We start from the raw sequence: 16,222 nt of genomic DNA, 5'->3' as shown, positions 1-16,222 counted from the left end.
GCAAACAAACCTGTTTTGCAACATTCTCTTTGCCGAGCCGGATCTTTCGTCCTGCTGGCAGCCGATGTCGCCCAAATTGTCTGTCGCGCGTTCCAGACGCGGAACCCGCACCGGCATCTGCAGCGTGGGCCCTCCGCCCCTTCGCTGATCCGCCCTATTTCCGGCCGGTTTGCGCGGCCGGACAGCTCATTTCCTTCTGCGGCCCCGCCCGGCCAGAACCTTCGCCTGACCGATCCAGTCGTCGCGTGCGATGCGGCCGCTAAGGCCGAGCTCGGCGTCAAGCCGGGCGATATCCTCGTCGGTCCAGGCGGCAATCTCGGCGAAGCCGCGAATGCCTTTGGTGTTCAACACCTGCTCCAGCTTCGGACCGATGCCGGCGATCAGCTTGAGATCGTCGGCCTTTGCAGCCCGCTGAGCCGGTTTTACCTTCACGCTGGGCGTCGGCTGGCTTGCCTGAGTCGGTTCGCTTGCCGGCTTGACGACTCTCAGCCTCGGCCCAGCCTTCCTTTCGGCGGCAGGCTTGTCGGCCGCGGGCTTGCTGAACGCCTTGACGGCCGGGCGGATGTTCTCCGACCGGATATCGACAGCGGGCGCCGGTTCGTCGGGCGGCGTATCATCGAGGGCGGCGGCGAGTTTGCCCGTCGTTTCCAGAGCACTCTGGAAGGCCCCGAAAAAGGCTCCCGCCATCTGCGTCGAGAAACCGAAGCCAATAGCCGTTGCGGCGGCAAAGGCTGCGGCAGGATGTGCCATCAGCGGATGCACCGGCATTGCCTGTGCGTTTTCCAGCATCTCGGCGGCAAGACGGCCGAAGCCGGCCGCGAAATCGGCGGTCTCTTCCTTCTTCCCACTCTTGGATGCCTTGTCGGTCATGATTATTCAGCCGCCTCCAGAACCGCGCCGTGATCGAGCGCGCTCGCCGTATACTGGTCGATGCGCTTTTCGATCTCGGGACGGAAGTTACGGATCAGACCCTGCACCGGCCATGCGGCGGCGTCGCCGAGCGCGCAGATGGTGTGGCCTTCGATCTGCTTGGTCACCTGAAACAGCATGTCGATTTCGCGCTTCTGGGCGTTGCCCTTGGCCATGCGCTCCATCACGCGCCACATCCAGCCCGTGCCTTCCCGGCAGGGCGTGCACTGGCCGCAGCTCTCATGCTTGAAGAAGGCGGAGATGCGGGCGATCGCCTTGATGACGTCCGTGGACTTGTCCATGACAATCGCGGCGGCCGTGCCGAAGGAGGAACCGACGCCGCGCAGACCGTCAAAATCCATCGGGCAATCGATGATGTCCTTGGCCGGAACGATCGGGCAGGATGCACCGCCCGGAATGACGGCGAGCAGATTGTCCCAGCCACCGCGGATGCCGCCGGCGTGGCGGTCGACCAGTTCGCGGAAGGTGATGCCCATTTCCTCTTCAACGGTGCACGGCTTGTTGACGTGGCCGGAGAGCATGAACAGCTTGGTGCCGACATTGTTCGGACGACCGATGGCCGAGAACCAGCCAGCGCCGCGGCGCAGAATCGTCGGCGCGACCGCGATCGATTCGACGTTGTTGACGGTCGTCGGGCAGCCGTAGAGGCCCATGTTGGCTGGGAAAGGCGGCTTCAGGCGCGGCTGGCCCTTCTTGCCTTCCAGGCTTTCAAGCAGCGCGGTTTCCTCGCCGCAGATATAGGCGCCGGCGCCGTGATGGACGAAGATGTCCATGTCCCAGCCGAGCTTGTTGTTCTTGCCAAGCAGGCCGTAGTCATAGCACTCGTCGATCGCCGCCTGCAGCGCTTCGCGCTCGCGGATGTATTCACCGCGCACGTAGATGTAGGCGGCATTGGCGCCCATGGCGAAGCTTGCGACGACGCACCCTTCGATCAGTGTATGCGGATCGTGGCGCATGATGTCGCGGTCTTTGCAGGTGCCGGGCTCCGATTCGTCGGCATTGACGACGAGGTAATGCGGGCGGCCGTCGCTTTCCTTCGGCATGAAGGACCATTTGAGGCCTGTCGGGAAACCGGCACCGCCGCGACCGCGAAGGCCGGAGGCCTTCATCTCGTTGATAATCCAGTCGCGGCCCTTTTCGAGGATCTGCTTGGTGCCGTCCCAGTGGCCGCGGCTCATCGCGCCCTTCAGGGACTTGTCCTTGAGGCCGTAGATATTGGTAAAGATGCGGTCTTTATCTTGTAACATGCTTCACCTCTTACCGCGGCTTCTTGCCGAAGACCTTGATATATTCCGCTTCGCCGCCCTTGGCGAGCGCCTTGGCCTGCTTGACCCAGTCGTCGCGCTCGATGCGGCCGCGGAAGTTCAGGTAACTATCGACCCATTCGCGTTCGGCCTTCTTCCAGCCTGCGACCTGCGCGAAGGTGAAGATGCCGATTTCATTCAATGTCGCCTCTATCTTCGGACCGACGCCGGAGATCATCTTCAGGTCATCAGGAGCGGCGGGCTTTTCGATGCCGGCCGGACGGTTCTTGTCGGTCAGGCTGGGCTTGGCCGCCGGAGCGGTTTCGGCCTTGGCCGCAGCAGGCGTCGCCTCGGCAGGCGCCGTGCCGGAAACCGGCTGCTCCTCGGCTGCCCTGGCGTTTTTCGCAGCAGCCTTCGGCGCCGTCGCCGGTGTCTTCAAGACCGCATTGGTCTCGGCATCAGTGCTCTTCGGGCGGCCGGCCTCGGAGGGCGGGACCGGCGCAGCGTCGACCGGTGCCGACACGGTTTCGGCCTCGCTCTTCTTGGCGCGTGTCCTTGCCTTCGGCTCTTCGGTCGTCAGCGAGGTCGGGCCGCCTTCCGGTGCTGAGAATATCCGATCGATCTGAGTGCCCGGCTTGATGCTCGCGCCATTGCCGGCAGCAAAGGTGTCGATGATCTCCTCGAGGCGCTCCGGCGTCAGGTCTTCGTACGTGTCCTTGCCGATCATCACCATCGGGGCGTTGACGCAGGCGCCAAGACATTCGACCTCTTCCCAGGAGAGCGTGCCTTCGGCATTGCGCTCGAATGGGTGGGAATGGATCTTGCTCTTGCAGACCGACATCAGCGCTTCCGAGCCGCGCAGCATGCAGGGCGTGGTGCCGCAGACCTGGACATGGGCGCGCGTGCCGACAGGATGCAGCTGGAACTGCGTATAGAAGGTCGCGACCTCGAGCACTCTGATATAAGCCATGTCAAGCATGTTGGCGATCTTTTCGATCGCCGCGCGCGTGACCCAGCCGTCCTGTTCCTGCGCTCGCATCAGCAGCGGAATGACCGCCGACTGCTGGCGGCCGGCGGGGTATTTCTGGATCGTCTTGTCCGCCCAGACCGCATTTTCATCGCTGAAAGCGAATGCGGCAGGCTGAAATTGATCTTCGGCTAATCGACGAACGGACATTCTTCCTCACGCCTTGTCAGTTTAGGGTTCCACACCGCGAAGCGGTCAAAGACTGCATTTCGCAGGCATAGGCCGACTGGTCTTTCTGCATAAATACGACGAATTTGCTGCCATTCGGGATGGCGGCCTTGATCTGATAGCCCTTGGACAAAAGCTCGCCCATGGACGATTGCTGCCCCGGCGGCGTCACTTCCTTATGACCCAGCGGCGTGCCGAGGGTGTCAGCCTCCTGAGCCGAAACCCCGGACGCCGAGAGAAGAATTGCGACGGCCAGCGGCAGAAGCTGCATCAGCGGTCCACCTCGCCGAAGACGATATCGAGCGAGCCAAGGACAGCAGCGACGTCGGCAAGCTGGTGGCCGCGACACATGAAGTCCATCGCCTGCAGGTGGGCGTAACCCGGAGCGCGGATCTTGCAGCGATACGGCTTGTTCGAGCCGTCGGAGACGAGATAGACGCCGAACTCGCCCTTCGGCGCTTCGACCGCGGCGTAAACTTCACCGGCCGGCACATGATAGCCTTCGGTATAGAGCTTGAAGTGGTGGATCAGCGCTTCCATCGAACGCTTCATCTCGCCGCGCTTCGGCGGAACGACCTTGCCGTCGATCGACGAGAAAGGACCGGTCTTCGCATCCGAGAGGAGGCGATTGACGCACTGCTTCATGATGCGGACCGATTGGCGCATCTCGATCATGCGGATGAGGTAGCGGTCATAATTGTCGCCGTTCTTGCCGATCGGGATGTCGAATTCGAGATCGGAATAACATTCGTAAGGCTGGGCGCGACGCAGATCCCAGGCAGCACCCGAACCGCGCACCATGACGCCGGAGAAGCCCCAGGCCCAGCAATCTTCCAACGAGACGACGCCGATATCGACGTTGCGCTGCTTGAAGATGCGGTTGCCGGTCAAAAGATCGTCGATGTCATCGAGCGCCTTGAGGAACGGATCGCACCAGTCGCCGATGTCCTGCACGAGCTTTTCCGGCAGATCCTGGTGGACGCCGCCCGGACGGAAATAGGCAGCGTGCATGCGCGAGCCGCTGGCCCGTTCATAGAACACCATCAGCTTTTCACGCTCTTCAAAGCCCCAGAGCGGCGGCGTCAACGCGCCGACGTCCATCGCCTGCGTCGTGACGTTCAGAAGATGCGAGAGGATGCGGCCGATTTCCGAATAGAGAACGCGGATCAGCTGGCCGCGGATCGGGATCTCGATGCCGAGCAGCTTTTCGACGGCCATGGCATAGGCATGCTCCTGGTTCATCGGCGCGACATAGTCGAGGCGATCGAAATAGGGCACCGCCTGCAGATAGGTCTTGGTCTCGATCAGCTTCTCGGTGCCGCGATGCAGCAGGCCGATATGCGGATCGACCCGCTCCACAATTTCGCCGTCAAGCTCCAGGACAAGACGAAGAACGCCGTGCGCCGCCGGATGCTGCGGTCCGAAATTGATGTTGAAGTTGCGGACGTTATGTTCGGTCATTTGCTAGGCGCTCCGCTATTGCAGGCATTAGCCAGTGGGCAATAGGCAATAGTGTAGTGGTTAGTTCTCACGTTCGTTCTGTCCATCTTGCAGGCGGCGAATAAGCGACCGCAGCATCTTCCCTATCTCCGCAATCAAGGAAAGCGCCGACTGGGTCTGCGAGACCGTGGCTATTCCTACTCGCGCCGAGCGTATCAGATGCGTCTCCAATTCCTTCAGGGATCCTTGGGCGATTTTCAAATGGTGAACATATGCACCCGTTGCCTCGCGCCCGTAACCTTCCGCTATGTTTGCCGCGATGGACGCTGCCGAACGTCTTACCTGGGAGGTAAGGCCATAAACTTCCTCTTTGGGAAATCCCTTGGTCAGGCCGTAACATTCAACCGCAAGATCCATGGAGCGCTGCCACACCGGAAGATCCTGATAGGAATTAATCGCCGTTGCCATTCTCCCTTATCACTATTGCCTACTGCCTATTGGCTTCTGCCTAGAACTACTGTTTCGCCTTCTCATCACCCGGCAGCACGTATTCGGTGCCTTCCCATGGCGACATGAAGTCGAAGTTGCGGAATTCCTGTTTCAGTTCCACCGGCTCATAGACGACGCGCTTCGCTGCGTCATCGTAGCGAACTTCGACGAAACCGGTCGTCGGAAAGTCCTTGCGCAAAGGATGCCCTTCGAAACCGTAATCAGTCAGGATGCGGCGCAGATCCGGATGGCCGGTGAACAGGACGCCGTACATATCCCAGGTTTCGCGTTCGAACCAATCGGCGCCGGGATGAACCGCACAGGCCGATGGGACCGGCGTATCCTCGTCGGTCGCGACCTTGACGCGGATGCGCAGGTTCTTCTTCGGCGACAGCAGATGATAGACGACGTCGAAGCGCAGCTCGCGCTGCGGCCAGTCGACGCCGCAAATATCGATCAGGTTGACGAATCCGCATTTGGCGTCGTCACGCAGGAAGGTCAGGAGCGCGATCAGGTTTTCACCCGTCGCCGTCAGCGTCAGCTCGCCATACTTCAACTGCGATGCGGCGATCAGGTTGCCGCGCGCTTCGCCAAGATAGGAGGCAAGCTCAGTCAGGGCTTCACTCATATGCCTTGTCCTTAACCCTTAGCGTTCGATCGTGCCGGTGCGCCGGATCTTCTTCTGCAGCAGAAGCACGCCGTAGAGCAGCGCTTCGGCCGTGGGGGGACAGCCCGGCACGTAGATGTCGATCGGCACGACGCGGTCGCAGCCGCGCACCACGGAATAGGAATAGTGATAGTAGCCGCCGCCATTGGCGCAGGAGCCCATCGAGATGACGTAGCGTGGCTCGGGCATCTGGTCGTAGACCTTGCGGAGCGCCGGCGCCATCTTGTTGGTCAACGTGCCGGCGACGATCATCACGTCGGACTGGCGCGGCGAAGCGCGCGGCGCAAAACCAAAGCGCTCGACGTCATAACGCGGCATGGAGAGCTGCATCATTTCGACGGCGCAGCAGGCAAGACCAAAGGTCATCCACATCAGCGAGCCGGTACGGGCCCAGTTGATCAGCTCGTCCGTCGAAGTGACGAGGAAACCCTTGTCGGCGAGTTCGTTGTTGATCTCGCCAAAAAATGCGTCGTTGCTCCCGATCGGCTTGCCGGTCGACGGATCGATGATCCCCTTCGGCTGCGGCGCGACGAGCGACTGGTTGCTCACAGGGGTCACTCCCATTCCAGGGCTCCCTTTTTCCATTCATAGATAAAGCCGATGGTCAGCACGAGGAGGAAGACCATCATGGACCAGAAGCCGAACCAGCCGATGGCGCCGAAAGAAACGGCCCAGGGGAAGAGGAAGGCGACCTCGAGGTCGAAGATGATGAAGAGGATCGACACGAGATAGAAGCGGATGTCGAACTTCATGCGGGCGTCGTCAAAGGCGTTGAAACCGCATTCGTAAGCCGAGAGCTTTTCCGAATCTGGCGCTTTGAAAGCCACGGCGAACGGCGCAATGAGCAGCGCCAGGCCGATAACGAGCGCAATGGCGATGAAGATAGCGATCGGAATATAGGAACTGAGCAGTTCAGTCATCATGTTCATCCTTGCTTGTCGGAGGCGCCAGACGGCGCTTTTGGGCAATTGCCCGACAAGCGAACGTGCGTTGCAACAAGCCGTGGTTAGCGCAGCCGACGCCCCGGCGCAAGACTTTTACGGCGGCAATTCGACGCGTCGCGCGCGGACATTATCAAGCAGATGCAACGATGTCGCGACAAATCCGCAGAAGTCGATTCAAGCTGCATGCCTGACCCCTGGAAACTGCATGGCTTTCGGAGGAGAATGGCGCGAGTGACGGGGCTCGAACCCGCGACCTCCGGCGTGACAGGCCGGCACTCTAACCGACTGAGCTACACCCGCGCATGACGGACGGAAGAGCCGGACGGCGGCGCCTGAACGCCTGCTTTGAAATGGCGCGAGTGACGGGGCTCGAACCCGCGACCTCCGGCGTGACAGGCCGGCACTCTAACCGACTGAGCTACACCCGCACTTCATTTCAAGCAATCCGGATGCCTTCGCACCCTCACCAAAACGGCTGGCCGTTTCGATGAGCGGCTAACTACGGGGTTCGCCTTTTAGTGTCAAGCAGGTTTGGAGACAAAACCATGACAGTCGCTGAATTGTTTCGGTAAAGCCGCTGCAGGCAGAACGGAAAGCCGGCAATTCCAACCTCCGCAGCCGCAGCGAGGCACGATGGGAGCCGGCGGCGCAGGCAAAATGGATAAATCCGCCGCCCCCCCTTTATCCACAGGCCGACTGCGCCTGATCGGCAGCGCAGACCAGCAGACGACCGCCAAAAAAATCAAAAATTCTTCACAAACACTCTTGCGGTTTTGCCGTGATCCGCATAGATGACGGCCACCAACGCAGCAGGCCGATCGGCTTCGCCAGCGATGGGCGATTAGCTCAGTTGGTAGAGCGCCTCGTTTACACCGAGGATGTCGGGAGTTCGAGTCTCTCATCGCCCACCATTCTTCCCCTCAAGTTTCAAAGAGTGATGTCAACAACCGCAGTCTCATCTGCCGCTGATTGGCTCACGCAGCTATCTGCCTCTGCAGAGGCTGCCGGCTGGGAACGCGGCTTCGGCAAGACGTTCCGGCGCAGCATAGCTGTCCGGCAGGTCAAATGCGGCGCCGTCTGGAAACCAGGTTCCGCCAAAACGGACTACTCCGGCCGCCGGGCCACCTCCTATTGGGCGAATGGATGGGGGCCGGCAAAAGTGGGAGAATCGCCGCCCGGAAAGTCTTCGCGTTTGGAGGCTTATGACACCTGGAGGTGTGCCATGAGGGCTCTCAGCTCCGCATTGACGCTGTGCATCGCGATAGCCCTTGGCGCGCCAAGCGCCACATATGTCAGCCTGCCCGGATACGCGTTCAAAACGAATCCGAACTGTCAGCGCCACGTATCGAAGACGAAGTTTGACAGGAGATGCGACCAGCCGAGACTGGGTTTCAAGGACTTTACGCCCCCGCTTGTGACCGTGCTCGGGATCTGAAGATCCTGCTCGGCTCCTGGCAAATCATGCCTTCGCCAGTTCTTGATCCACCGCGGAAACCAGCCGCGAATCATCCGCCGTCACATCGGGCGCAAAGCGGGCGGCGACTTTGCCGTCGCGGCCGATCAGGAATTTTTCGAAATTCCAGAGGATGTCATCCTCGTCGCCGCCTGAAATGCCGTGGGCATTCAGGCGTTCGCGCATCGGACCCTCGCCCGTCGTCTTCACGCCCGATTTGGTCAGCTGCCGGTAGAGCGGGTGCTGGGCCTCGCCCTTGACCGAAATCTTAGAAAAAATCGGGAAGGTGACGTCGTAGGTGGTGGTGCAGAAATCGAAGATCTCGGCGTCGGTGCCGGGTTCCTGGCCCTTGAAGTCGTTGGCGGGGAAAGCGGCGATGACGAAGCCGCGCTCGCGCTTTTCGCCATAGAGCCTTTCCAGTCCCTCATATTGCGGCGTGAGTCCGCATTTCGAGGCGACGTTGACGATCAGAAGCACCCTGCCCTTGTATTCGTTCAGTGTGATCTGTCGACCATCCACCGTCTTGACCGGAATATCCAGCACATTGCCCATCATGGGAACCTCCAATTGGCAAGGATCGGTCCGGCGAGCTTAGCGATATCGCCGTCATTGTCATCAGGGTGAAGATCAACTCGGCGTCAGCATCCCCGGCGTCGCCGTTGGCAACCCCGGGGCAACCGATCAGGCAGGTGAGGTTTCCCTTACGTCATCGAGCAGGAAATGCACGACGAGGTAATCCGTCTTGTAGTGGCGGCCGCTGTCCGAGACGGATTCGACGCTGCCGCCATCCTTTGGATGCCAGGGATGATAATGAGGGTTGGTGGTGATGAGCGTGATGGCCTTGCCGGCGAACGGCCCCTCGCCCAATCGGAAGCGCATCTCGGCGAGCGGCCAGATTCGCTCGTAATCTTCCATGGCGATGCCCGCCTTCAGCGCCTTCCGGTGCAGCGGCTCGCCGGCGCCTGCTTCTGCGGATGATTCCAGCATCACTTCTTCGGCATCGGCAATGATGGCATTGAACTCTTCGGGCCACATCCGTCTCATGAAGTCGCTCCTCCCAGGGCTCTTTCGTCATTCACAGGCGAAACTTAACGCTTTGTCCGAAAGAAGCAAATTCTTGTCATGCCGTTGTCATCGGCGTCGGCTGGTCCTACGTTCCCTCGAACCGCACCAGGGCCGTCAGCCGCCCCAATCCCGAGATCAGAGATGAAGACACGTGAAGAAAGGCAGGCGCTGCGGGCGAGCATGCCGCGCACCCCGCTCAGCGCCCATCATATGGAAAACGCCCGGCTGCTGCCGGATCGCGGCGAACTGCTCTACCGGATCCCGAATGGCGGCATCGGCGTCGAAGTGGGTGCAGCCTTCGGCGAATATACGGCGGAGATCCTGGAAAAGAATCGCCCCGCCCAGCTTTATCTCATCGATCCCTGGTCGATGGATCGCTACAGCTCCGGGCTCGACGCGATTCACACGAATTTCGCAGCCGAGATCGGCGCCGGCCGGCTGCACCTGATGCAAGGCACATCGCTCGACAAGCTCGCCGAATTCGCGGATGACTTCCTCGACTGGGCCTATATCGACACCGACCATTCGTTCGAGCTCACCTGGCAGGAGCTCTTGCTCTGCGAGAAGAAGGTGAAGCGGACAGGACGCATTGCCGGTCATGATTTCTGCACCGGCAACACGGTCAAACCGATCGTCTACGGTGTCGTCGAGGCGGTTACCAAATTCTGCAAGGATTATGGCTGGCAATTCGAATTCCTGACGGTCGAATCACACGCGCATTTTTCCTATTGCCTGAAGCGCCTCTGATCCGTCTAAAGCGCGGCGCGATCTTCAGATTCGCTTGGCCCGCGCTTTAGTCTTTTTTGCGCATGTCTTTATCGCAAAACCGCTGCACACTTTTGCGAGACATGCTTTACGCCTTGCCGGAATATTGATCGTCGCTGACCTTTTCCATCCAGTCGACATGACTGCCGTCCAATGCCTCGTGGATAGCGATGTGCGTCATTGCCGTGTCCGGGCCGGCGCCGTGCCAGTGTTTTTCGCGCGGCGCAAACCAGACGGTGTCGCCGGCGCGGATTTCGCGAATCTCCTCGCCCCAGCTCTGGGCGAGGCCCTTGCCTGAGGTGACGACCAGCGTCTGGCCGAGCGGATGCGTGTGCCAAGCCGTGCGGGCGCCCGGTTCGAAGGTGACGGAGGTTGCCCTCACCCGGGCCGGCGCCGGCGGCTCGATCAGCGGATCCTGGCGAACATTGCCGGTAAAGTAGTCGGCCGGCGGTTTCGTTGAAGGGCGAGAGCCAGCGGGTTTAATCTCCATGATCGTTCCTTTCCGTCCATTGCGGTTGAAGCCTTGTCTCCGGACGATATTTGATCGAGGCGACCGATCAAGGCCGGATTGGCAATTGCCGCACAGTTGCCCGCCTGATAGGCGAGTGCCTTTCATAACCTGGGGAGATGTTCATGAAACACCATGCTTTTGGCCGCACGCCCTTCACCGTCACCAATGTCGGCTTCGGCGCCTGGCAGATCGGCGGCTCCTGGGGCGATATCAGCGAGGCGGATGGGCGCGCGGCGCTGAATGCCGCGCTCGATGCCGGCATGACGTTCATCGACACGGCGGATGTTTACGGCGACGGCCGCTCGGAAAAGATCATTGCCGATGTCTTGAAGGCACGCGGCGGCGAGCGCCCGATGGTCGCGACCAAGGCAGGCCGCCGCCTCACCCCGCATGTCGCGGAAGGCTATACCAGGGCCAATCTCGAGGGCTTTATCGATCGCAGCCTGGAGAATCTTGCGGTTGACTGTCTCGACCTCGTGCAGTTGCACTGCCCGCCGCGCGAGGTGCTTTACCAGCCTGAGGTCTTCGAGAGCCTGGACACGCTGCAGAAGGCCGGCAAGATCAAGGGCTATGGCGTCAGCGTCGAAAAGGTCGAGGACGGGCTGAAGGCGATCGAATATCCCGGCGTCGTCAGTATTCAGATCATCTACAATATCTTCCGCCAGCGCCCCGCCCATCTGTTTTTCCAGGAAGCACGCCGCAGGAACGTGGCGATCATCGCCCGCGTGCCGCTGGCAAGCGGCCTTCTCTCCGGCAAGATCACCCGGCTTACACATTTCGCCAGCGACGACCACCGCAATTTCAATCGCCATGGTGAGGCCTTCGATGTCGGCGAGACTTTTGCAGGCGTTCCCTTCGAGGTCGGACTGCAGGCGGTCGAGGAAGTGCGCAAGCTGGTGCCAGCCGGCGCCACTATGGCTGGCTTCGCGCTGCGTTGGGTCCTGATGGCTGAAGCGGTCACCGTCGTCATCCCCGGCGCCCGCAATGCCGAACAGGCCAAGGCAAACGCGGCCGCCGCCGACCTCGCGCCGCTTTCGGCCGATGTCATGGCGGCGACGCGTGAAATCTACGAGCGGCTGATCGCACCGCATGTGCATCAGCGCTGGTAAGCTCTGACGGGCCGTTCTAGCCCGCCCGGCCACTTGGCCGGGCCTGAGACATCATCCCAAGAAGGACCGGATCAGACCGTCACGACAATCTTGCCGAACTGCTCGTTCGATTCCAAGAAGCGGTGCGCTTCGACGATCTGTTCGAAAGGGAATGTCCTTGATATGACAGGTTCCAGGGCGCCGGACGCGAGCCCTTCGTAGATAAAGGTCTTTGCAGCCTGCAGCCGCGCCGGGTCGCGGAGAATCTCATGGACGAGATAACCGCGTAGCGTCAGGCCTTTGCCGAGCACCGCAGGGAGCGGAAACGGCGTCGGCTCCTGGTTCAATCCGCCATATTCGATGAAAATGCCGCCCGATGACATTGCCGCGCTCAGCGGTTCGAAAATGGGGCCGGCGACAGCATCGAAGACGACCCGAACGCCATCCCGGCCGGCGACGGCCTTCAGCTTCATTTCCAGATCTTCCTCCTGTGAAGCGAGGACATGCGCAGCACCGGCATCGTGCAATGCCTTACGCTTGCGGGAGGTCCTGGTAATCGCAATCGGCATCGCACCGACCTTGTTGGCAATCTGGATCGCAGCAAGTCCCACGCTGCTCGAGGCCGCGGTAACGGCGACGAAATCACCTTTGCTCAACCCGGCAGTGTCGATGAGTGCGCCGTAGGCCGTCAAAAACGGCATCCAGACGGCAGCGGCCGCCTCCCAGGACAGCGTCGGCGGATGCCTGACGACAAATTCGGCGGGAAAATTTATGAGTTCCCCATAAGCCGGCCACTGGACCATGGAGATGGGCGGGATGATGCTAACACGGTCGCCCGGCACAAAACCATCCACACCCTCGCCCACCGCCTCGACGATACCGGCCGCTTCGAGGCCGAGGCCAGAAGGCAGCGGCGCGGTTTCGATATAGGCGCCTGACCGCAACAAAGCTTCAGCGCGATTGATGCCCAGCGCCTTGACACGGATCTGAACCAACCCCGGCTGCGGCGCGGGAATCACTGCATCTTCGATGCGGAGAACCTCGGGGCCGCCAAGCTCATGAAAGCGGATTACGCGTGGCATTCGATATCAACTCCAAAATGATTGAACCGAATGATCTATGCCAAGCCGCCTCCAGAAGATAAATTGGCCCGGAGGTAAGACAGAAGAAACCAAGAGTTTGCAATATGGATCGTCTCACCAGCATGGCCGTCTTCGTGAAGGCCGTCGATCTGGGCTCATTCGCAGCGGCCGCCGCGGCCCTTGGCCTGTCCGGACCGATGGTCGGCAAGCATATCCGCTTTCTCGAGGAGCGCCTGGGTGTGAGCCTCATCAACCGGACGACGCGGCGCCAGAGCCCGACGGATTTCGGACGCGCCTATTACGAGCGCTGCCGGATGATCCTTGCGGAGACCGAGGCTGCGGATGCGCTTGCAGTCGATCATCTTTCCGAACCCTGCGGAAGGCTGCGCGTCACTATGCCCGTTCATTTCGGTCGGCGCTGCGTGGTCCCGATCCTAATCGAACTCGCTCAGCGGCATCCGAACCTCGAACTTGATCTATCGCTCAGCGATCCTGTCGTCGACCTCGCGGAGGGCGGCTACGATCTCGCGATCCGCACCGGCGAGTTGGAGGATAGATCGGGCGTCATTGCACGCCGTGTCGCGCGCCAGCGCATGGTGGTCTGCGCCTCGCCGGCCTATCTCGATGACCACGGCAGGCCTGAGCAGCTCAAGGATCTCGGCGGGCACGATGCTATCGTCTATGCCCGCTCCGCCCGGTTCCGTCCGTGGCTTTTTCCACGCGGCGAAGAGCCACCGATTGAAATCAGGCCCAAGAGCCGTTTGAGGCTCGATGATCTCGATGCCATTGCCGATGCGGCAACGGCAGGCATGGGGCTCGCCTGGCTGCCCTCCTGGCTTATCCGGGACCGTGTGCAGGCAGGGATGCTGGTGGTGGTCCTGCCGGACGAGCCGGAATTCCCGTATGATTGTCATGCGCTGTGGCTGCAGACATCGCACCTGCCGCTGAGGACTCGTCTTGCGGTCGACGCATTGGCGGCTGCCTTGCCCAAATTCATGACGTAGGCCATCGGCCGTTCAGGGGCGAATCGGCCAAAAGAAAAAGGCCGGGAGCAAAACCCGGCCTTTAAGTTCGATGGGAACGCGAACTCAGTTCGTGGCGGTCAGGTTGACCGGGAAGAACAGGGTTTCCCCGGACGAGTCGCTCACACCGTCATTATCGGTGACAGCGTAAGGCTTGCCCGATGCGTCGAAGGTGAAGCCTTCGAGCTTGTCGAGCACATAGCCGTTGGTCGCCGTCTTCAGTTCGCCGAGGAAATCGTGCGCTTCGGTCTTCTTCACGACCGGCAGTTCGCCCCCGAGCTTGGCCGGCTTCAGTTCCGAGATCGCCACCTTGTAAAGCTTCTTCAGCCTGGCGGCGTCGCCGACGAGGTTGTCGCGCTCGATGATATAGACGCTATCGCCGTGGGCGGAGATCTCAGACAGGCCGACCCAGCCGCTTTCCGTCTTGTCGAGCGGATAGCGCACGGCGCCCCATTCCTTCTTCTTCGGATTGTATGAGACGAGCTTGACGAAGCCCTTCTCGTCGTCACCCCACTCGCGCTGGACGGCCATCCAGAGCGTGGCATCGTCGCCGGTGCCGACAATGGTCACACCCTCGAAGCCGTAGCGGATCTCGTTGGCGGCGAGTTCCCTAGGCAGGGCGATCTCGGCCTTGATGTCGCCCTTGGCATTGACGTTGTAGAGGGCATGCGGGACGAGGCGTTCGCTGTTTCCTTCCGAGGCAAGCCAGAAGGAGCCGTCGGCCGCCGCCGCGATGCCTTCGATGTCGAGCTTCTGGGCTGGAGCGCCGTCACGCTTGACGACGAGCGCGTCGATGATGACGGCCGGCTTCTTGGTTGCGTCGATCGTGTAGATCGTCGACTGCGAGCCCAGAGCGCTGTCGCTGACGGCGTAGAGCATCCCCGGTTTGCCGGGAACGGCGGCGAGACCCGAAAGCGCTGCGAAACCGATCGGAGTGCCTTCCTTGTCGGCGGAGACGATCTGCGGATAGGCTTGGTCGCCTTCCGCACGCTCATAGATCATTACGTCCGAGCGCACCCCGCCGTCCTTGCCGAGATCGAGTTCATTGGCGGTCGCAAAGAGGTTACGCTGCGGGATGGCGACCCCGCCTTCCGGCGAAATGCCCGACGGCAGAAGCTGCATGAGTTCGGGGTCGGCGCCGGTATCCTTATAGACGCCAACGACCGAGGCGCGCTCGGCAAGCAGGAAGAAATATTGGTCGTCGCCGAACTTGGCAGCTTCAAGGCCTTCCGGCTCGACGCCCTTCGATCCCGAACGGCTTTCGGGGTAATGGCCGATATGGGCGACGGCGCGTTCAAAGGAAGCGCCCGATTCATAGAGAACCTTGCCCGCCTTGTCGAAGATGGTGAAGCCGCGCGAGCCGCCCTGGTAATCGCCTTCATTGGCGATGACGAGGCGGTTGTCGTCCAGCCACTTCACGGCATCAGGCTCGCGCAGGACGCCCTTCGATTCGCTCGAGAATTTCAGGGCGCCGTCGCGTTTGGTGTCGATGCCTGAGAGATCAACGCTGCCGGCGGAGAAGTGGGCCTTCACCTGAGCCGTGTTGGCATCGATGATGACGATCTCGTTGTTTTCCTGCAGCGTCAGCGCAATCTCGTTCTGCCCGTTGAAGGCAACGAATTCCGGCTCCGGGTCTTCAGGGGCGACACCGCCAAGGCCGGTCAGCGCCACATGCCTGATGGTGCCGCAATCGACGGTGCCGTTCTTGACCTGGAAAACGGCGAGGTCGCCCGCCGGCATCTGCGGGATCTTGCCGTCATTGACGTCTTCGTCGCGCTCGTTTTCGATCGCGATGGCACCGAGCGTCTTGTCCTTGTTGAGGGCGATGGAATCCGGCTGGCCGCCGAGATCGCAGGTGTTCTCGATCTTCTTTGTCGCTACGTCGACGATTGCGAGGCGGCCGGAGGGCCTGGCCTTGCTTTCGGAGGTATTGACGGCAACCAGCGCCTTGCCGGCACTCGAGGTGACCGATGTCGGCTCGCCATCCATCATCAGCGCGCCGCCGGCCCTCGGAACCCTGGCGTCGGTGATGTCGATGAAGCCGATCGCATCGAACGGGCTGTCGCTATAGATCAGGGTGTTGCCGTCGTCGGTCGCGGTGATGATTTCTGCGGATGTCGGCGACAGCTTGTCCTTGTCACCAGGCAGGTTCTGAGCGACCGGGAAAGAGGCGATGCGGTTGAAAACCGGCTCGGCCGCAGCCGGGAAGACCACGGATGCGAGAAGCACGGCAGCGAGCGCTGCCTTGCGGGATGAAACTGTCATGGAAACCCCCAATGTCCAAAAAGATCGAACAGAGGGGTTTTGCGGGACCGCTATGACAGAGA

General features: G+C 61.1%; 17 protein-coding genes and 3 tRNA genes. 4 read left to right on the top strand and 16 right to left on the bottom strand.

Features of this window, described 5'->3' with window-relative positions; translation table 11 throughout:
• Positions 1–186: 186 nt before the first annotated feature.
• From HJB91_RS23285 to HJB91_RS23235, 11 genes are all read right to left on the bottom strand, one after another.
• A complete protein-coding gene (locus HJB91_RS23285; protein WP_210628289.1) occupies positions 187–870 on the bottom strand; it encodes a 5' DNA nuclease in 684 nt (227 codons plus the stop codon).
• 2 nt (positions 871–872) lie between these two features.
• On the bottom strand, positions 873–2,177 hold the full coding sequence (nuoF, locus tag HJB91_RS23280; protein ID WP_003558451.1) for an NADH-quinone oxidoreductase subunit NuoF: 1,305 nt from the start codon (positions 2,175–2,177) through the stop codon (positions 873–875).
• Positions 2,178–2,187: 10 nt separating this feature from the next.
• Positions 2,188–3,351, bottom strand: a complete 1,164-nt coding sequence (locus HJB91_RS23275; protein WP_221155972.1) for an NADH-quinone oxidoreductase subunit E — start codon at positions 3,349–3,351, stop codon at positions 2,188–2,190.
• A gap of 16 nt (positions 3,352–3,367) precedes the next feature.
• Positions 3,368–3,640 (bottom strand): hypothetical protein, encoded by a 273-nt coding sequence (locus HJB91_RS23270; protein WP_210628292.1) that lies wholly within the window; start codon positions 3,638–3,640, stop codon positions 3,368–3,370.
• Positions 3,640–4,830, bottom strand: a complete 1,191-nt coding sequence (locus HJB91_RS23265; RefSeq protein ID WP_210628293.1) for an NADH-quinone oxidoreductase subunit D — start codon at positions 4,828–4,830, stop codon at positions 3,640–3,642. The genes HJB91_RS23270 and HJB91_RS23265 overlap by 1 nt, the downstream gene beginning before the upstream one ends.
• Positions 4,831–4,890: 60 nt before the next feature.
• Positions 4,891–5,277: a four helix bundle protein gene (locus HJB91_RS23260; protein WP_221155971.1), complete on the bottom strand. Its 387-nt coding sequence runs from the start codon at positions 5,275–5,277 to the stop codon at positions 4,891–4,893.
• A 46-nt stretch (positions 5,278–5,323) separates the two neighbouring features.
• Positions 5,324–5,926: an NADH-quinone oxidoreductase subunit C gene (locus HJB91_RS23255; protein ID WP_210628295.1), complete on the bottom strand. Its 603-nt coding sequence runs from the start codon at positions 5,924–5,926 to the stop codon at positions 5,324–5,326.
• Between the two features lie 18 nt (positions 5,927–5,944).
• Positions 5,945–6,529, bottom strand: coding sequence for an NADH-quinone oxidoreductase subunit B family protein (locus HJB91_RS23250; RefSeq protein WP_210628296.1), 585 nt, complete (start codon positions 6,527–6,529; stop codon positions 5,945–5,947).
• Positions 6,520–6,885 (bottom strand): NADH-quinone oxidoreductase subunit A, encoded by a 366-nt coding sequence (locus HJB91_RS23245; protein WP_010055493.1) that lies wholly within the window; start codon positions 6,883–6,885, stop codon positions 6,520–6,522. The genes HJB91_RS23250 and HJB91_RS23245 overlap by 10 nt, the downstream gene beginning before the upstream one ends.
• A gap of 247 nt (positions 6,886–7,132) precedes the next feature.
• A tRNA-Asp gene (locus HJB91_RS23240) sits at positions 7,133–7,209 on the bottom strand.
• A 51-nt stretch (positions 7,210–7,260) separates the two neighbouring features.
• Positions 7,261–7,337 (bottom strand) — tRNA-Asp (locus HJB91_RS23235).
• Positions 7,338–7,744: 407 nt separating this feature from the next.
• On the opposite strand from HJB91_RS23235, the gene HJB91_RS23230 reads away from it, so the two are divergent.
• Positions 7,745–7,820: transfer RNA gene (locus tag HJB91_RS23230), tRNA-Val, on the top strand.
• A 548-nt stretch (positions 7,821–8,368) separates the two neighbouring features.
• Here the strand turns inward: HJB91_RS23230 and HJB91_RS23225 are convergent.
• Positions 8,369–8,917, bottom strand: coding sequence for a glutathione peroxidase (locus tag HJB91_RS23225; RefSeq protein WP_221155970.1), 549 nt, complete (start codon positions 8,915–8,917; stop codon positions 8,369–8,371).
• A gap of 126 nt (positions 8,918–9,043) precedes the next feature.
• Positions 9,044–9,406: a hypothetical protein gene (locus HJB91_RS23220; protein WP_221155969.1), complete on the bottom strand. Its 363-nt coding sequence runs from the start codon at positions 9,404–9,406 to the stop codon at positions 9,044–9,046.
• A 162-nt stretch (positions 9,407–9,568) separates the two neighbouring features.
• Here HJB91_RS23220 and HJB91_RS23215 point away from each other — a divergent pair, with 162 nt between their 5' ends.
• On the top strand, positions 9,569–10,174 hold the full coding sequence (locus tag HJB91_RS23215; protein ID WP_210628299.1) for a class I SAM-dependent methyltransferase: 606 nt from the start codon (positions 9,569–9,571) through the stop codon (positions 10,172–10,174).
• Between the two features lie 106 nt (positions 10,175–10,280).
• On the opposite strand, the gene HJB91_RS23210 is transcribed toward HJB91_RS23215, so the two are convergent.
• Positions 10,281–10,682, bottom strand: coding sequence for a cupin domain-containing protein (locus HJB91_RS23210; protein WP_210628300.1), 402 nt, complete (start codon positions 10,680–10,682; stop codon positions 10,281–10,283).
• A 143-nt stretch (positions 10,683–10,825) separates the two neighbouring features.
• Here HJB91_RS23210 and HJB91_RS23205 point away from each other — a divergent pair, with 143 nt between their 5' ends.
• The gene (locus HJB91_RS23205; protein ID WP_210628301.1) at positions 10,826–11,812 is read left to right on the top strand and encodes an aldo/keto reductase; all 987 of its coding nucleotides are present in this window, start codon (positions 10,826–10,828) and stop codon (positions 11,810–11,812) included.
• Between the two features lie 71 nt (positions 11,813–11,883).
• Here the strand turns inward: HJB91_RS23205 and HJB91_RS23200 are convergent, their stop codons facing one another.
• Positions 11,884–12,873: a zinc-dependent alcohol dehydrogenase family protein gene (locus tag HJB91_RS23200; RefSeq protein ID WP_221155968.1), complete on the bottom strand. Its 990-nt coding sequence runs from the start codon at positions 12,871–12,873 to the stop codon at positions 11,884–11,886.
• Between the two features lie 104 nt (positions 12,874–12,977).
• On the opposite strand from HJB91_RS23200, the gene HJB91_RS23195 reads away from it, so the two are divergent.
• The gene (locus HJB91_RS23195; RefSeq protein ID WP_221155967.1) at positions 12,978–13,877 is read left to right on the top strand and encodes a LysR family transcriptional regulator; all 900 of its coding nucleotides are present in this window, start codon (positions 12,978–12,980) and stop codon (positions 13,875–13,877) included.
• 84 nt (positions 13,878–13,961) lie between these two features.
• Here the strand turns inward: HJB91_RS23195 and HJB91_RS23190 are convergent, their stop codons facing one another.
• Complete coding sequence (locus tag HJB91_RS23190; protein ID WP_221155966.1) at positions 13,962–16,160, bottom strand: esterase-like activity of phytase family protein; 2,199 nt, start codon at positions 16,158–16,160, stop codon at positions 13,962–13,964.
• Between the last annotated feature and the right edge of the window lie 62 nt (positions 16,161–16,222).

This window comes from Rhizobium sp. NLR10b (genome assembly GCF_019685435.1).
GTDB lineage: Bacteria > Pseudomonadota > Alphaproteobacteria > Rhizobiales > Rhizobiaceae > Rhizobium.
This window is presented reverse-complemented; position numbering and strand designations above follow the sequence as displayed.

Excerpts from the sequence above, each read along its gene's own strand:
- HJB91_RS23205 (WP_210628301.1), top strand. The coding sequence starts at position 10,826 with ATGAAACACCATGCTTTTGGCCGCACGCCCTTCACCGTCACCAATGTC.
- HJB91_RS23210 (WP_210628300.1), bottom strand. The coding sequence starts at position 10,682 with ATGGAGATTAAACCCGCTGGCTCTCGCCCTTCAACGAAACCGCCGGCC.
- HJB91_RS23220 (WP_221155969.1), bottom strand. The coding sequence starts at position 9,406 with ATGAGACGGATGTGGCCCGAAGAGTTCAATGCCATCATTGCCGATGCC.
- HJB91_RS23265 (WP_210628293.1), bottom strand. The coding sequence starts at position 4,830 with ATGACCGAACATAACGTCCGCAACTTCAACATCAATTTCGGACCGCAG.
- HJB91_RS23275 (WP_221155972.1), bottom strand. The coding sequence starts at position 3,351 with ATGTCCGTTCGTCGATTAGCCGAAGATCAATTTCAGCCTGCCGCATTC.
- HJB91_RS23270 (WP_210628292.1), bottom strand. The coding sequence starts at position 3,640 with ATGCAGCTTCTGCCGCTGGCCGTCGCAATTCTTCTCTCGGCGTCCGGG.
- HJB91_RS23225 (WP_221155970.1), bottom strand. The coding sequence starts at position 8,917 with ATGATGGGCAATGTGCTGGATATTCCGGTCAAGACGGTGGATGGTCGA.
- HJB91_RS23215 (WP_210628299.1), top strand. The coding sequence starts at position 9,569 with ATGAAGACACGTGAAGAAAGGCAGGCGCTGCGGGCGAGCATGCCGCGC.
- HJB91_RS23260 (WP_221155971.1), bottom strand. The coding sequence starts at position 5,277 with ATGGCAACGGCGATTAATTCCTATCAGGATCTTCCGGTGTGGCAGCGC.
- HJB91_RS23195 (WP_221155967.1), top strand. The coding sequence starts at position 12,978 with ATGGATCGTCTCACCAGCATGGCCGTCTTCGTGAAGGCCGTCGATCTG.
- HJB91_RS23255 (WP_210628295.1), bottom strand. The coding sequence starts at position 5,926 with ATGAGTGAAGCCCTGACTGAGCTTGCCTCCTATCTTGGCGAAGCGCGC.
- HJB91_RS23200 (WP_221155968.1), bottom strand. The coding sequence starts at position 12,873 with ATGCCACGCGTAATCCGCTTTCATGAGCTTGGCGGCCCCGAGGTTCTC.
- nuoF (WP_003558451.1), bottom strand. The coding sequence starts at position 2,177 with ATGTTACAAGATAAAGACCGCATCTTTACCAATATCTACGGCCTCAAG.
- HJB91_RS23190 (WP_221155966.1), bottom strand. The coding sequence starts at position 16,160 with ATGACAGTTTCATCCCGCAAGGCAGCGCTCGCTGCCGTGCTTCTCGCA.
- HJB91_RS23285 (WP_210628289.1), bottom strand. The coding sequence starts at position 870 with ATGACCGACAAGGCATCCAAGAGTGGGAAGAAGGAAGAGACCGCCGAT.
- HJB91_RS23250 (WP_210628296.1), bottom strand. The coding sequence starts at position 6,529 with ATGGGAGTGACCCCTGTGAGCAACCAGTCGCTCGTCGCGCCGCAGCCG.
- HJB91_RS23245 (WP_010055493.1), bottom strand. The coding sequence starts at position 6,885 with ATGACTGAACTGCTCAGTTCCTATATTCCGATCGCTATCTTCATCGCC.